Raw genomic sequence first — 13593 nt, 5'->3', positions numbered from 1 at the left:
GATTCCGTCAAAGTAATGAATGAAGGAGGTGCGCTATTGTTAACAAATGAAGAAATGCACGATTTAATGGATACATACAGTCCGTATATGCTGCAAATGAGTTTTATGTACGTCAAGGATTGGGCAGCAGCAGAGGACGTTGTTCAGGAAGTATTTATTCACTATTTTAAAACGTATACACAGTTTGATGGACGTGCAAGTATTAAAACATATTTAACGAAAATGACGATCCATAAAAGCATCGACTATTTACGTAGCTGGACATCAAGAAAACGAATAGTAGCGAAACTGTTCGGACAAAAACAAACGACAACGTATGAATTTGAAGCGCATGTTGAACAGAGTGAATTGATGAAGCAGGTGCTGCAGCTACCATTGAAATACAGGGAAAGTATTTTACTTTTTTATTATGAAGACATGACGACACTTGAAATAGCAGCATTACTAAGTGTATCGGAAAATACAGTAAAAACGCGTCTGAAAAGGGCACGCGAACAGTTAAAGAAACGTACGACTTTGCAAAGTTGGGAGGAGCTCGCGGATGAATAGGTTTCAAAAAGAAGGACAAGAAATTTTTAAAAACGCAACGTTAAGCGATGAAAGAAAACAGCGTGTCATTGAAACTGTTCATTCGAAGACTAACCGTAAAAGTGCGTGGCTTCCTGCTATTGTTGTGATGTGTGCGCTTGGGATTGGTTCGTTTTTATTATTCGCACCGAGTGATGAGCACAAAGTACAAGAGGAATTGTATAGCGCTTCCACACTCGAGCCATTAATTGAACAGGAGTTTAGAGATTATTCATATGAAACACTAAAAATCATTGAGCCATTTACGAAAGATAACACGGCACTTGTTGTAAATAAAGTATTATGGGAATCTGAATCAAATAATGAATGGCTGTATGAATTTCTATATGCAGAAAAAACAAATGGAAACTGGAAAAAAGAAGAACGATTTGCTTATTATTTTTATGAAAATCAATCGGCTCAACTTGATTTAGCCGGGCAAAAGTATTTATATGGTATTTTAAATGACTCCAATGTAGATACGGTTTTTGTAGGAGATAAGGAAGTAAGCTTATATGACTTGGACAACGGAAAAAAACTGTGGTTTGCGAAAGCAAAATCAAATCAAACACCCGTTTATTATGAAATAAAGGGCAAACTGATACGTCAAGGTCAGCTGGGCATGATGAATAATCAAATTGGGATTCCGTTTATCGAAGGCATTACAAATGAAAAATCATTCTATAATACACGTGACACGATGCATCGTGGTAACAATGATTATAGTGAATTTTCGGTATTATATGATCCGTATTACTATGCAGAAAATCCCTATACCGCAGGCGATGTTGTCGTCATAGCAACTGATAATGGACTTGAAGTAACGCGCATTATCGACACCGATGAAAATAAATTGGCAATTGATGAAAGTACGATCATTTCAAGAGATGACTTTATCTCCAATGAGTTTTACTTAACTGCAAATTATGATGGGGATTCGTCAGTTTATAGTAAGGAAATAACGGAATTCCCAGTGACAAAGCGTGATGAAGTATTTGTCCATCCTGATAACTGGGGCAGTGATGGTTTTAAAGGGCCAATTGCAAAAACGGCGATTAAAGGCTATGTACTAGGCTATGATTTAAACGGTGTGACAAATACGATGAAACAAGATGAATTGAATATGTTCCGCGTGGTACAGAAAGATGTGCAAGAGATGAAAACATCTGAATACGCAGAACATGAATTGAAGAGATTTTTAAAAGGGGCATCAGCACAGGATATTGCGATTATCTACTATTATGCAGCGTATCTACAAGATTACGAAACGATGTATGCGATGTATGCACAGCAAGACGAGGAAACACCAATGTATGAACAGTGGCACCAGCTTCAAAAAACACAAACACAAACCATGTTGCAGCATAATCTTGTGAAACTGTATTATACACAACATTCGACATTGAACGAAAAGGAAAATCAGCTCGAACTGTATAATGATGAAGCAAGGAATCTGCTGTTTAAGCTCCCAATGATTCAAGAAGATGGCGTTTGGAAAGTACGGTACACAACCGTTTCAGATAACCGAAATTAACAAAGAAAGCAGTCACAAATTTGTGATTGCTTTCTTTATTTATTGAATATTTCATTTATTTATTGGCGTGTTTCATGTTACGCTATAAACAGAGGTGAAAAAATGGATTATACGGTATTAAAAAACTTTAAAGCGCGTTATTTTTTACTCTTCTTTGTTCTATGCTTTTTTGTATCCATCTTTTTTTCTATGTCTTTATTTGAAGTAACTGGAATAGGCGATTGGATAACACTCGGACTTTCACTTTGCTGCCTATTTTACGTGCTGTATCAAACGAAAAAATGGAAAATCACATACAATGAGCAGTCGGTGAAGGAGGCGATGACGAAAGGACGATGGGGTAGGTTTTTATCATTAACGGCATTTATTCAAATTTCTGCTGTTTCGTTAGGTACTATGAGCATATCTTTGTTATTTCTGCTGTTTGAAGAACAAATTCGCAATCTATTATTTTTATTCCCAATATCCGAAGTCGTGCCAAACATGCCGCTTATTGTTTATGTTTTGTTTTTTATTAATATTTGTATTTTAGCCCCTATATGGGAAGAATTATTTTTCCGTGGTGTGCTCCTTAGACGCTTTACACTGAAATGGAGTCCGCAAAAAAGTATTATCATTTCGTCGTTACTATTTGGAATCATTCATATCAATCCACTCAATATGCTATTCGCGTTTGGCTTAGGTTGCGTGTTGGGCTACGCCTACTTAAAAACAAAATCAATTATTGTTCCTATGCTTTTACATAGTTTTAGTAACTTCTTGGCCTTTATCCAATATTGCATAGCCAATCAAAGTACTGGTTCACTTAACTTACCTGAAAAGCAAGCCGTTCAAACGGAGCTTTATATTAGTGGAATCATTTTTCTGGTCTTTTTCCTTTCAGCCCTCATCCTACTTATCAAGAATTATAAACATTTCCGCGCGCTTTCAGTGCAAACAAAAAACGTCGAACTGCCAGTTGAATAATGGTAGTTCGACGTTTTTCTTATACGCTGAGCATTTGTCCAAACACACCTTGCTGTTCTACAAGCTGCTGTCTTGGTCCTTGTTCAACAATTTTCCCCTGATTTAAAACAATGACGTAATCGACTTTACGGATCGTATTTAAACGGTGGGCGATGATAAAGCTCGTGCGGTTTTCCAATAGCTTTTCGAGCGCGGCTTGGATGTGTAATTCGGTCACCGTATCAATGCTACTTGTTGCTTCATCTAGTAGTAAAATTTTCGGATTGGCCACAAAAGCACGTGCGATGGAGATAAGCTGCTTTTGACCTTGTGAAATTTGAGTACCATCTGAAGATAAAATGGTATCGTATTTGTCAGGAAGCTTTTCGATGAATGTATGTGCATTAGCCTTTTTCGACGCTTCCACAATTTCTTCATCTGTCGCATTTAAACGACCGTAGCGAATATTATCTTTAATCGACATTTCAAATAGGAATGGATCTTGCAATACGAATGCCATTTGTTCCCGTAACGTAGCTTTTGAAATTTGTTCAATCGGCTTACCATCAAATAAAATAGCACCATCTGTTTTTTCATAAAGTCCCGTTAATAGCTGCATAATCGTTGTTTTTCCAGCTCCGGTTTGCCCGATGAGTGCTACGGATTGACCAGCTTCGACATTAAACGAAACATTGGATAAGGTAGGGCTTAATGCATCTGTATCGTATTGGAACGAAACATTATCAAATGCAACATTGCCCTTTAACGCCGCATTTTCACCGGTAATGGTGTCTTCTTTTTCATCTAAAATTAAAAAGACACGTTCCGCCCCAGCGAGTGCTGATAACACGGTATTAAACTGGTTTGCTAAATCATTCAGCGGACGTGTAAATTGACGGGCATATTCTGTGAAAATGACAATCGTACCAATTGAAATATGGCCGTAATAGGCAAGTAAACCACCAACAAACGCTACGATGGCAAAACTTAAACTGTTTAAGGTATTCATCACTTTTGGGATAAACCCTGAATACGTTAACGACCAAAATCCCGCTGTTCGAATACGTTTATTTTTTTCTTCAAATTGGCGTAGCATTTCGCTTTCTTGAGAGAATGCTTTCACAACATGCTGACCAGTAATCGATTCTTCAATTAAACCATTCATTTCGCCAATGGCAGCTTGCTGTTCTTTGAATAACAAGCTTGTACGCTTCGTAATCCAGCGCATTCCGTAAAACATAAGGGGTACAATAATCAGCGTAATAAGCGTTAGGGTAGGGCTTAAAAACAACATGACACCAATTGTTCCCGTTAACGTTAAAATACTGGAAACGACCTGAATGAATGCACTATTCAATGTAGAACTAATAGTTTCCATATCATTTGTCGCGCGGCTCATTAGTTCGCCGTGTTTTCGTTTATCAAAAAAGCGTAGCGGTAATTTAAAGAAATGCGCATACAGGCTTGTACGGATGCGTAAAACAGTTTGCTGCGCGATGCTAACCATCCAGAAGTTTTGGAAGTAACTTGCTATTCCGTATAAGAAATAGACGCCTACTAGTATATATAGCCATGTATCCAGTTCAGTAAATGTACCACCTTCAATAAATTTATCAAGCAGACGACCAATCATAAATGGTCCGATTAATGCTAGTGCAGAACTTGCAACAACGAGTAAGAGTACAACAATTAATAGCGTTTTTTGTTCGGCAACAAAATCTAAGATGCGCTTTAACGTAAATTTCCAGTTTTCAGCACGTGCTCCTTTTTTCTTTTTCCCACTCGCTTTTTTTATTTGTTCTTTCGTAATGAGGGGTTCGTAGTCAAAAATTTTCACGACGTCTGCACCTCCTGTTGTGAAGTGACAATTTGTTGGTACAGCTCATTTGTTTGTACTAATTCATCATGTGTACCGAATCCATGAATTTTTCCTTCATCAATTAATAAAATACGGTCTGCTGTTTTGGCTGTGTGAATTTTTTGTGTAACAACAAGCATCGTCATTTGTTCCGCGTCTAACGATTCCCAAAGACGTTTTTCTGTCGCTACATCAAGTGCGGATGTGCTGTCATCTAAAATAAGCAGCGATGATTTTTTTAACAGGGCACGTGCAATCGCTAAACGTTGCTTTTGACCACCCGATAAATTGACACCTTTTTGTCCAATCATCGTTGCATATCCTAGATCAAACGCTTCGATGGCATGGTGAATTTGTGCTTTTTTCGTCGCTTCAATCATCATTTCAAATGTAGCGTCTTTTTGCCCCCAACGTAAATTGTCTAAAATCGTTCCAGAGAAAAGTAAGGATTGCTGCGGGACATAGGCAATCGAGTTCCGTAATTGTTGAAGTGGAATCTCTTTAATATTCGTTTCATTAATATAAATTTCACCATACGTCGCATCATAAAAATGCTCGACAAGCTGTAAAATGGTGGACTTTCCAGAGCCTGTTGCCCCCATAATCGCAATTTTTTCATTGGATGCAATGGAAAAGGATAGACCATTTAATGTGTTACTAGCCGTCCCAGGATATTGGAATGAAACATCCTCAAAACGAATAGCGAACTTTTCTAAAATAGGGGATGTGTTCTGCGCTACTTCCTCTGTTCCTTCATCGATTAATAAGATTGATTCTATACGTTCGGCGGATGCTTTTGCACGAGCGTAAGCAATAATGATGAATGAGAACATTGAAAATGCAGCGGTAATTCGGAACGCATAGTTAACAATAGCTGCTAAATCCCCGACAAGGATACCATTTGTGTCAATCAGCTGTGCACCAACCCAAATGACAACGAGTAAGCTAACATTCATGACAAATTGTAAAACAGGTAGTGCAATTTCCATAATGCGCGTTGCTTTGGTCGTATCAAGCTTTAAATTTTCAGCAACCGTTTGGAAACGACTTTCTTCGTACTGCCCGCGCATATATGCTTTTATTAAGCGGACTGCCTGTAAACCTTCTTGAAGTTGTCTATTTACGGCATCTAGTCGTGTTTGAACGCGTGCGAAAAGCTTAATGCCAATGGAAACCATCCATACAAGGAATACGATTGAAAACGGCAAACTGACACATAAAATGAGTGCCATTTTAGCATTTACGAAAAATGCCATCGCAAGGGATCCAACTGCCAATAACGGAGCTTTCATCGCAATGCGCAGTAACATGAAGACAATGGATGACACTTGGCTGACGTCACTTGTTAAGCGCGTAATAAGAGCTGAAGTGGGAAACGTCAAATACGTCGCCATCGTTAAGGATTGGATTTTTGCATACAAGGCTTTTCGCAAATCAAATGCAAAGCTTTGTGCAACATGTGATGAGAAAAAGGAGTTAAATATACCACTGATAAATGAAAAAAGGGTAAGTACAAATAGGCATCCACCCCAAAACGCCACATTATGTAAGTTTTCAGTAAGTAAGCCTTTGTTAATCATATTGGCCATAAAAATTGGTTGAATGAGTTCAAAGGCGAGCTCTAATAACATGAATAAAAGAGCAAGAATAGCCGTCACTTTATAGCGTTTTACAAATTGAAATACTGTTTTCATGCGTTTTCTCCTAAGAAGTTTTGTTTTGTAGCGTTAATTTGAATAAACGAGCTACTTTTGATTTATTTGAAGATTCTCTTTATTATGCCATTTCGACATTGAGAACTCAATAAAAATACTTCGAGAGACTAAATATAATGGGTTCATATTAGTGAAGTTCTTTAATTTCTTAAATTTAGTAGACTAAAAATCTCATTCAAAAGAAAAAAGCTATGCATACGATAATTCGTATACATAGCTTTATAGATTTAAAGTTTAGTCATGTACCATTGTTGAAGCGATTTCTGGGTTTTTCTCGACTTCATGTAATTTTTTGAATGAAGCGATTGCGACTTCGACCATATCATCTTTTGGATCTTTTGTAGTTAACAATTGTAGCCAAAGACCTGGATAGCCTAAGAAACGTAGTACCGGAATCCCGCGTACAGAGTTTGTAGCTTGTAATACTTCAAAAGAAATGCCAATAACAACAGGGATTAAGCAAATACGACTCACTAAACGTAACCAAAGTGGATCTACTGGAATGAAGAAATAAGTACAGCAACTAACGATTACTGTGAATAAAATAAAGCTTGAACCGCAGCGGTAATGTAGACGTGATTGTTTTTGCACGTTTTCAACCGTTAACTCTAAGCCGTTTTCATAACAGTTAATCACTTTATGCTCGGCTCCGTGATATTGGAACACACGTTTAATAAGTGGTGTCATTGTGATGATTTGTAAATATGTTAAGAGCAAAATAAGCTTGAAGCCTGTTTCAATCAATACTTGAACGATCCTACCTGGGAACCAAGGTTTTAAAAATTCTGCTAAAAACATTGGAACTAAAGTAAAGACGAATTTCCCAAATAAGAACGAGAGTACGCCGAGTGCTGCAACACCTAAAACTATCTTCAGTTTCGATGGCTCTTCTTCTTCCTCATCTTCAATAAGCTCATCACCAGGGTCGACCTGATAACGCTCTGAAGCAAATTGTAAATGGCGCGAACCAACACCCGCAGATTCAAGTAATGCAACTACACCGCGAACGAACGGAATTTTCTTCAGTTTTTGATAAATTGGTTTTTTCTCTTTTTCTACGTGGAAATATTCAATGGAATCGTCGTTACGTCGAACGGCCGTTACCATATGATCTTTTCCTGCGAACATAACACCCTCTATAAGTGCTTGCCCTCCGTAAACCGGCGTATTGTTACTCACTTGTTGTACACCACTCTCTGTAAATAGTTTCTAAATATTAACTATGCTATTGTACTATTTTTTTGGAAAAAGAACTATGGATTCGCATACCTTTTTTTAATATTGGCAACAATGAGGAAAAAAGGGGAGATTTTGAGCATGTATGTTTTTGTTACAGCAATTGCGGTTGCCTTGTTTTTAACAGTTAGTCTGAAGTTTCTGCATGTATTTCATTTAATTACATGGAATCCAATAAGTTTTTTAAAGAATGTTACTTACATGGAATGGAGTACGTTTGAAAAATGGTTTGTCCTATTTTTAATTTTATCTGTTGCAGCGGTCATTTTATATTTTATCTCTGTAACGATTCTTGGAAAATCGCCACTTGTCTTTTCACTCATTCTTGGAATAATAATTTCCGTTGCAATCGAGTGGGAAGTTTTAAATCTGTCATTAAAATGGTCGTCAGTGAAAGAAATTTCGATTCCGTTTGTTGTCATTGTTCTAATTGCATTACGTTTCGTGGCGGAAACTGCTCAATACAACACTCAAACTGTTAAAGAAAATAAAGCGGTTAAAAACTAATGTGTTAAAATAATAATTGAATGCAAAACGAGTGATTGACCTTAATTTTTGAACGAAAAATAAACTGCGACAAATGTTTCTGAAATTTTTCGACTAAATAAATAATTAATCACTCACTCTGGCGTATGTGTTAAAATAATATTAATAAAATTTTAGAGAGTAGATGGTTATTATGGAAAAATATATACTATTGAATGGACCGAACTTGAACCGTTTAGGAATTCGTGAGCCTGAAAAATATGGCTATGAAAGCTTAGATGATATTTTGACGAAATGTAGAAAAGTAGCAGAGCCATACGGAGTGGAAGTAGTATCACTTCAATCCAATCATGAAGGTGAATTAATAGATTGGATATTTGAAGCAGAGGATTCAGGAGTGGCTGGCATTGTATTTAATCCAGGTGCATTTTCTCATACGAGTATTGCATTAAGAGATGCTGTAGCTGCTGCTTCTGTAAAAGTACCGTTTATTGAAGTACATATAACAAATATTCATAATCGTGAAGAATTTCGCCATCATTCCTATATTGTACAAAACTGTATTGGTCAAATTACTGGGTTAGGTACTATGGGCTACGAATTAGCGTTAATGAAATTTTTAGAAAAACGATAAGGTGGTAAATAACATGAAATTAGCTAAATTACGTCAAGCATTAATTGATAATAAAATCGATGCATTATTAATTACAAATGAATACAATCGTCGTTACATGACAGGCTTCACTGGTACTTCAGGTGTAGCAATCGTTTCTCAAAATGATGCGGTGTTTATTACAGACTTCCGTTATACAGAGCAAGCTGCTGAACAAGTTAAAGATTTCCGTATTGTAGAACATAAAGGAACGATTTTTGAAGAAGTGGCAAAACAAGCGGCATCAATGGGTGTTAAAACAATCGGATTTGAAAAAGATGCGATGCATTATGGCACATATGAAGTGTATAAAGCGGCAGTAAATGCTGATTTTGTACCTGTTTCGGGTCTAATTGAAAAAATTCGCTTGATTAAGACACCAGAAGAGATTAATATTATTAAGGTTGCATGTGAAATTGCAGACAATGCATTTACACATATTTTAGACTTTATCAAGCCTGGTAAAACAGAACTTGAAGTTTCGAATGAATTAGAATTTTTCATGCGTAAACAAGGTGCTACAAGCTCATCTTTTGACACAATCGTCGCAAGTGGATTACGTTCTGCGTTCCCACATGGAGTTGCTACGGAGAAGGTCATTGAAACAGGTGATTTTGTAACGCTTGATTTTGGTGCTTATTATAATGGATACATTTCGGATATGACACGCACAATCGCGGTAGGACAACCTTCAGATAAGTTAGTAGAAATGTACAATGCTGTGCAAGAGTCGCAGGCTTTAGCACTAGAAAAAGTAGGACCTGGCATGACGGGTATCCAAGCAGATGCCGTAGCTCGTGATTATTTAAAATCAAAAGGCTTAGGCGAAGCATTTGGCCACTCAACAGGTCATGGTATCGGTTTAGAAGTGCATGAAGGCCCTGGATTATCATTCCGTTCTGAAACGGTGTTAGAACCAAATATGGTTGTAACAATTGAACCAGGTGTCTACATTCCTGGAATTGGTGGCGTTCGAATTGAGGACGATATTTTAATCACTGAAACGGGTAATGAAGTATTAACACATTCGGCAAAACAATTAATTATTTTATAATTTGGAGGAAATAACAAATGATCTCAGTAAATGATTTCCGTACGGGTTTAACAATTATCGTTGAAGGTAACTTATTCCGCGTATTAGAATTCCAACACGTTAAACCAGGTAAAGGTGCTGCATTCGTACGTTCGAAATTACGTAACCTACGTAACGGTAACGTAACAGAAAAAACGTTCCGCGCTGGTGAAAAAGTAGAAAAAGCAATGATCGAAAACCGCAAAATGCAATATTTATATGCACAAGGTGACGAACATGTATTCATGGATATGGAGTCTTATGATCAAACAACTTTAGCAGAAGCTCAAATCAAAGACGAATTATTATACCTTTTAGAAAACATGGAACTTCACATCCAATCATTCCAAGGTGAATTAATCGGTATCGAATTACCAAACACAGTAGTATTAACAGTTGCTGATACTGAACCAGGTATCAAAGGTGATACAGCTTCAGGCGGTACAAAACCAGCGAAAATGGAAACTGGCTTAATGGTTAACGTTCCATTCTTCGTAAATGAAGGCGACAAATTAATCATTAACACAACTGAAGGATCATACGTTTCACGTGCGTAATCTTTAGTTCTATTGAAAAGGCAGGAATGTTGTTTTACAGCATTCTTGCCTTTTTTAATAAAAATTATTTACAAATTATATCCATACAAGGAAAAGATTCAGTATAATCAAAGAAAGGGAGTGAACGTTGTGATTAAAAAATTAGCAGTTGAAAAGCCAATAATTCAAGCACCAATGGCAGGCATTACAACCCCAGAATTTGTTGCTGCATGTAGTGATGCGGGGGTATTAGGTTCAATTGGCGCAGGTTATTTAAATGGTGAACAAACAAGAAAATTTATTCAAGATGTAAAAAAATTAACGAATAAACCATTTAGCGTGAACTTATTCATTCAAGAGGAACCTCGAATTGATATAAATGTATTGCAAAATGCGCGTGTAGCGCTGCAACCGATTTATGAAGAATTAGGGATTCCGAATACGCAGCGTGTCATTTCAGGCGAAGTATTTGAAGGGCAAGTTCAAGCTGTAATTGATGAACAAGTGAAAATAGTTTCGTTTACATTTGGTATTCCTGAAAAAGAAACGATCGCACGATTAAAAGCACATAACATTTTATTAATCGGTACTTCAACGACAGTTGCGGAAGCGCTTGCAGTTGAAGAAGCTGGCTTTGATGCAGTCGTTGTACAAGGGAATGAAGCAGGTGGGCACCGTGGGTCATTTACAGAGCCAATGGAGTTAATTCCAACACACGAATTGGTGAAGCAAGTTGCGGAAACTGTGAAGATTCCTGTAATTGCAACAGGGGGAATTATGACTTCTGAACACGTTCAGGAAATGTTTAACCTAGGTGCAAGTATGGTTCAAATTGGGACCGTACTATTAACGGCTCATGAATGTGGAGCGAGTAATGTACATAAAAATGCGATTTTACAATCCGAAGAAAAAGCAACAACATTAACACGTGCGTTCACAGGTAAATATGCGCGCGGATTAAAAAATAAATTTACTGAAAAATTACAAGAAGCAGTAGTAGCCCCATATCCGTTACAGCATTATTTAACACTTCAAATTCGTCAAGAAAGTGCTAAGCAAAATAAACCTGAATATTTATCACTATGGATGGGCGAAAATAGCTATTTAGCAAAAGCTGCTTCCGTGCAAGAAATTGTAGATAACTTATTAAAATAATTTGTTTAAACAAAACGCATGAATGAATTCAATCATTTATGCGTTTTTTTATGTTTCGTGTGATGAATGACCATGCGTGTGCATACAGTTTGGTAAGGGAGGAGGGCTTTATTGGAGTTGCAAGATGTGCTTCGAGTGGCGGGTGTTGGCTTAGTAATAGCACTTCTTCATATCTTTTTTGAGCAAATCGGAAAAAAAGAGTTTTCATTTTTTTTATTTTTTGTTGCGTATCTTTACATGACGGTGGAGCTTATAAGGTTTTTAAGGCTGTTTTTCCAGGAAATTGTTGTATTTTTCCAATGGTTAACGGCCATTAGTTAAATGACAATAGCATTTGCGAGCATAATCTTTTTGCTTTTGTTATTGCTATTGAAACAATCAATGGACAAGCTGCATCCAATTATTCTAGTGATTCTCTTCTTTATTTTGATGCAGTTTGTCATGATGGGGCAGCTTATTCCTTTATGGCAACAGTTAAGCAATGTATTTCAAGCTGTGCCGTACAGCAAAAGCCTATTATTTACTGCCTTTCTATTCGTCATAGGAGAAATGATTTGTGCATTGCTTGACCAATTTGAGTATGAAGCGATTGCCACTGTGGTGAAGCTTTCCATTCGTATTACAGTCGTTTCATATTGGCTAAAAATTTTACAACCAGCATTTCAAACGCTCGTAAACTTGCTAGAAAGGTTTATGTAATGGATGTTTTCTTGTCAATGTTTTCCGAACCCATAAATTCGCTTGTTACATCATTTCTGTATGCCGCACTTTATATCCTTTTTTATTTACTTCTTATTGCGCTCATTCCACAGCAATCGATGATCATCGAACAACTATTTATTTATATATTTATCGTAATTTTTGCCCAAAAAGTTATCGATGCATTTGTCGTACTCTATGAATTAATCCAAGTGTTACAACATTTTTATATTGCGGTGATACCCGTTATTACCCTGCTACTAATCGCCATACAGAATATATTTACAATCCTTGCATGGAATCCGATTATTATTTTTCTCATACAAGCCATCCTATTCATTTCTACAAAGTTATTAATACCAACGTTACTGTGCGCATTATTTTTAGACGTTTGTACAAAAATTTATCCAGCCATTTCATTTTCGAAAGCTGCAGAATTATTACGTACGTCGGTGTTAAGTATTATTTTAGCAGCCGTAATCGCGTTAACCTCAATCTTAACATTTTCAGGAGTCGCATTTTTTCAATTAAATGAAGCAGTTAAATCGCCTATAAAAAAACTGATCGAATCGAATATTCCGCTTATTGGGAACTTAATCGTTGAAGGACTCTCCTTTTTCCAAAAAACACAATCAACGGTTTCTAGTGTTGTAGGACTTGGTTTTTTAACGGTCGTTTGGACGGCGGCATTTTATCCAGCGATTGTTTTATTGTTACATGCACTTCTATTTAAAGTGATTGGTGCGTTTGTTGAACCATTTTCTAATACGCGAATGAGCAGTTTGTTTGATGATGTCGGCAAAACATTGCTAGTACTTTGCGCGGTTGCCTTGTTACTTGGCTTTTCCATCGTATTTATCGTTTTACTATGCATCGTGTTTACACAATTATCATTAGGAGGATCTTCATGATTGAAATTTTTTTAATTGTGATGCTGGGTAGTAGCTTATTGATGTTCACAGAGGAAAAGGAATGGCAATCCTACGTGAAACTTGCACTGTATTTGACGGTATCGAGCTACATTGTTTCATTATTTGCATAAAAAAGTTGAGTGGCACATACATTGTGTAAAAAAACGAAGTAAAGGTGGCGTATAACGTAACTATGTGGAAAAGAGGAATGCAAACCGACCGCTCCT

Annotated in this window: 15 protein-coding genes; 12 read left to right on the top strand and 3 right to left on the bottom strand. The window is 36.9% G+C overall.

From position 1 onward, the window contains the following. Positions 1-36: 36 nt before the first annotated feature. The 3 genes from DCE79_RS11360 to DCE79_RS11350 all read left to right on the top strand — a co-directional run bounded on the left by DCE79_RS11360 (position 37) and on the right by DCE79_RS11350 (position 3067). A complete protein-coding gene (locus DCE79_RS11360; RefSeq protein ID WP_159083098.1) occupies positions 37-549 on the top strand; it encodes a sigma-70 family RNA polymerase sigma factor in 513 nt (170 codons plus the stop codon). Next, positions 542-2101 (top strand): hypothetical protein, encoded by a 1560-nt coding sequence (locus DCE79_RS11355; protein WP_108713161.1) that lies wholly within the window; start codon positions 542-544, stop codon positions 2099-2101. Before DCE79_RS11360 ends, DCE79_RS11355 begins: the two co-directional genes overlap by 8 nt. A 102-nt stretch (positions 2102-2203) precedes the next feature. Beyond that, on the top strand, positions 2204-3067 hold the full coding sequence (locus DCE79_RS11350; protein ID WP_108713160.1) for a CPBP family intramembrane glutamic endopeptidase: 864 nt from the start codon (positions 2204-2206) through the stop codon (positions 3065-3067). Between the two features lie 19 nt (positions 3068-3086). Here the strand turns inward: DCE79_RS11350 and DCE79_RS11345 are convergent, their stop codons facing one another. The 3 genes from DCE79_RS11345 to DCE79_RS11335 all read right to left on the bottom strand — a co-directional run bounded on the left by DCE79_RS11345 (position 3087) and on the right by DCE79_RS11335 (position 7798). Further along, entirely contained in the window at positions 3087-4883 is a 1797-nt protein-coding gene (locus tag DCE79_RS11345) for an ABC transporter ATP-binding protein (RefSeq protein ID WP_108713159.1), read from the bottom strand. Beyond that, complete coding sequence (locus tag DCE79_RS11340) at positions 4880-6598, bottom strand: ABC transporter ATP-binding protein (protein ID WP_108713158.1); 1719 nt, start codon at positions 6596-6598, stop codon at positions 4880-4882. The genes DCE79_RS11345 and DCE79_RS11340 overlap by 4 nt, the downstream gene beginning before the upstream one ends. Before the next feature lie 255 nt (positions 6599-6853). Beyond that, the gene (locus tag DCE79_RS11335) at positions 6854-7798 is read right to left on the bottom strand and encodes a DUF1385 domain-containing protein (protein WP_108713157.1); all 945 of its coding nucleotides are present in this window, start codon (positions 7796-7798) and stop codon (positions 6854-6856) included. Positions 7799-7936: 138 nt separating this feature from the next. On the opposite strand from DCE79_RS11335, the gene DCE79_RS11330 reads away from it, so the two are divergent. The 9 genes from DCE79_RS11330 (at position 7937) to DCE79_RS18860 (ending at position 13497) form a co-directional block, all read left to right on the top strand. Then, positions 7937-8362: a DNA helicase gene (locus DCE79_RS11330; RefSeq protein WP_108713156.1), complete on the top strand. Its 426-nt coding sequence runs from the start codon at positions 7937-7939 to the stop codon at positions 8360-8362. A 172-nt stretch (positions 8363-8534) separates the two neighbouring features. Then, positions 8535-8975 carry a type II 3-dehydroquinate dehydratase gene (gene aroQ / locus DCE79_RS11325; protein ID WP_108713155.1) on the top strand — a complete coding sequence of 147 codons (441 nt, stop codon included), beginning with the start codon at positions 8535-8537 and terminating at the stop codon, positions 8973-8975. A gap of 13 nt (positions 8976-8988) precedes the next feature. Then, complete coding sequence (locus DCE79_RS11320; RefSeq protein ID WP_108713154.1) at positions 8989-10047, top strand: M24 family metallopeptidase; 1059 nt, start codon at positions 8989-8991, stop codon at positions 10045-10047. 17 nt (positions 10048-10064) lie between these two features. Continuing rightward, positions 10065-10622, top strand: a complete 558-nt coding sequence (gene efp / locus DCE79_RS11315; RefSeq protein ID WP_108713153.1) for an elongation factor P — start codon at positions 10065-10067, stop codon at positions 10620-10622. Between the two features lie 129 nt (positions 10623-10751). Then, positions 10752-11756 (top strand): NAD(P)H-dependent flavin oxidoreductase, encoded by a 1005-nt coding sequence (locus DCE79_RS11310; protein ID WP_108713152.1) that lies wholly within the window; start codon positions 10752-10754, stop codon positions 11754-11756. A 111-nt stretch (positions 11757-11867) separates the two neighbouring features. After that, positions 11868-12077 carry a stage III sporulation protein AC gene (locus DCE79_RS11305; protein ID WP_108713151.1) on the top strand — a complete coding sequence of 70 codons (210 nt, stop codon included), beginning with the start codon at positions 11868-11870 and terminating at the stop codon, positions 12075-12077. Positions 12078-12119: 42 nt separating this feature from the next. Beyond that, positions 12120-12455: a pyruvate formate-lyase gene (locus tag DCE79_RS11300; protein ID WP_234417255.1), complete on the top strand. Its 336-nt coding sequence runs from the start codon at positions 12120-12122 to the stop codon at positions 12453-12455. Positions 12456-12472: 17 nt separating this feature from the next. Then, positions 12473-13366 carry a stage III sporulation protein AE gene (locus DCE79_RS11295; protein ID WP_234417254.1) on the top strand — a complete coding sequence of 298 codons (894 nt, stop codon included), beginning with the start codon at positions 12473-12475 and terminating at the stop codon, positions 13364-13366. Then, positions 13363-13497 (top strand): hypothetical protein, encoded by a 135-nt coding sequence (locus DCE79_RS18860; protein ID WP_255417945.1) that lies wholly within the window; start codon positions 13363-13365, stop codon positions 13495-13497. Before DCE79_RS11295 ends, DCE79_RS18860 begins: the two co-directional genes overlap by 4 nt. Positions 13498-13593 lie beyond the last annotated feature (96 nt).

This window comes from Lysinibacillus sp. 2017 (assembly GCF_003073375.1).
Classification (GTDB): Bacteria; Bacillota; Bacilli; order Bacillales_A; family Planococcaceae; genus Solibacillus.
The sequence above is the reverse complement of the archived record's forward strand: the minus strand, read 5'-3'. Positions and strand labels throughout refer to the sequence as shown.

What these genes read in the sequence shown, in the direction of transcription:
- DCE79_RS11340 (WP_108713158.1), bottom strand. Translation starts at nt 6,598, where the DNA reads ATGAAAACAGTATTTCAATTTGTAAAACGCTATAAAGTGACGGCTATT.
- aroQ (WP_108713155.1), top strand. Translation starts at nt 8,535, where the DNA reads ATGGAAAAATATATACTATTGAATGGACCGAACTTGAACCGTTTAGGA.
- DCE79_RS11330 (WP_108713156.1), top strand. Translation starts at nt 7,937, where the DNA reads ATGTATGTTTTTGTTACAGCAATTGCGGTTGCCTTGTTTTTAACAGTT.
- DCE79_RS11320 (WP_108713154.1), top strand. Translation starts at nt 8,989, where the DNA reads ATGAAATTAGCTAAATTACGTCAAGCATTAATTGATAATAAAATCGAT.
- DCE79_RS18860 (WP_255417945.1), top strand. Translation starts at nt 13,363, where the DNA reads ATGATTGAAATTTTTTTAATTGTGATGCTGGGTAGTAGCTTATTGATG.
- DCE79_RS11355 (WP_108713161.1), top strand. Translation starts at nt 542, where the DNA reads ATGAATAGGTTTCAAAAAGAAGGACAAGAAATTTTTAAAAACGCAACG.
- DCE79_RS11295 (WP_234417254.1), top strand. Translation starts at nt 12,473, where the DNA reads ATGTTTTCCGAACCCATAAATTCGCTTGTTACATCATTTCTGTATGCC.
- efp (WP_108713153.1), top strand. Translation starts at nt 10,065, where the DNA reads ATGATCTCAGTAAATGATTTCCGTACGGGTTTAACAATTATCGTTGAA.
- DCE79_RS11350 (WP_108713160.1), top strand. Translation starts at nt 2,204, where the DNA reads ATGGATTATACGGTATTAAAAAACTTTAAAGCGCGTTATTTTTTACTC.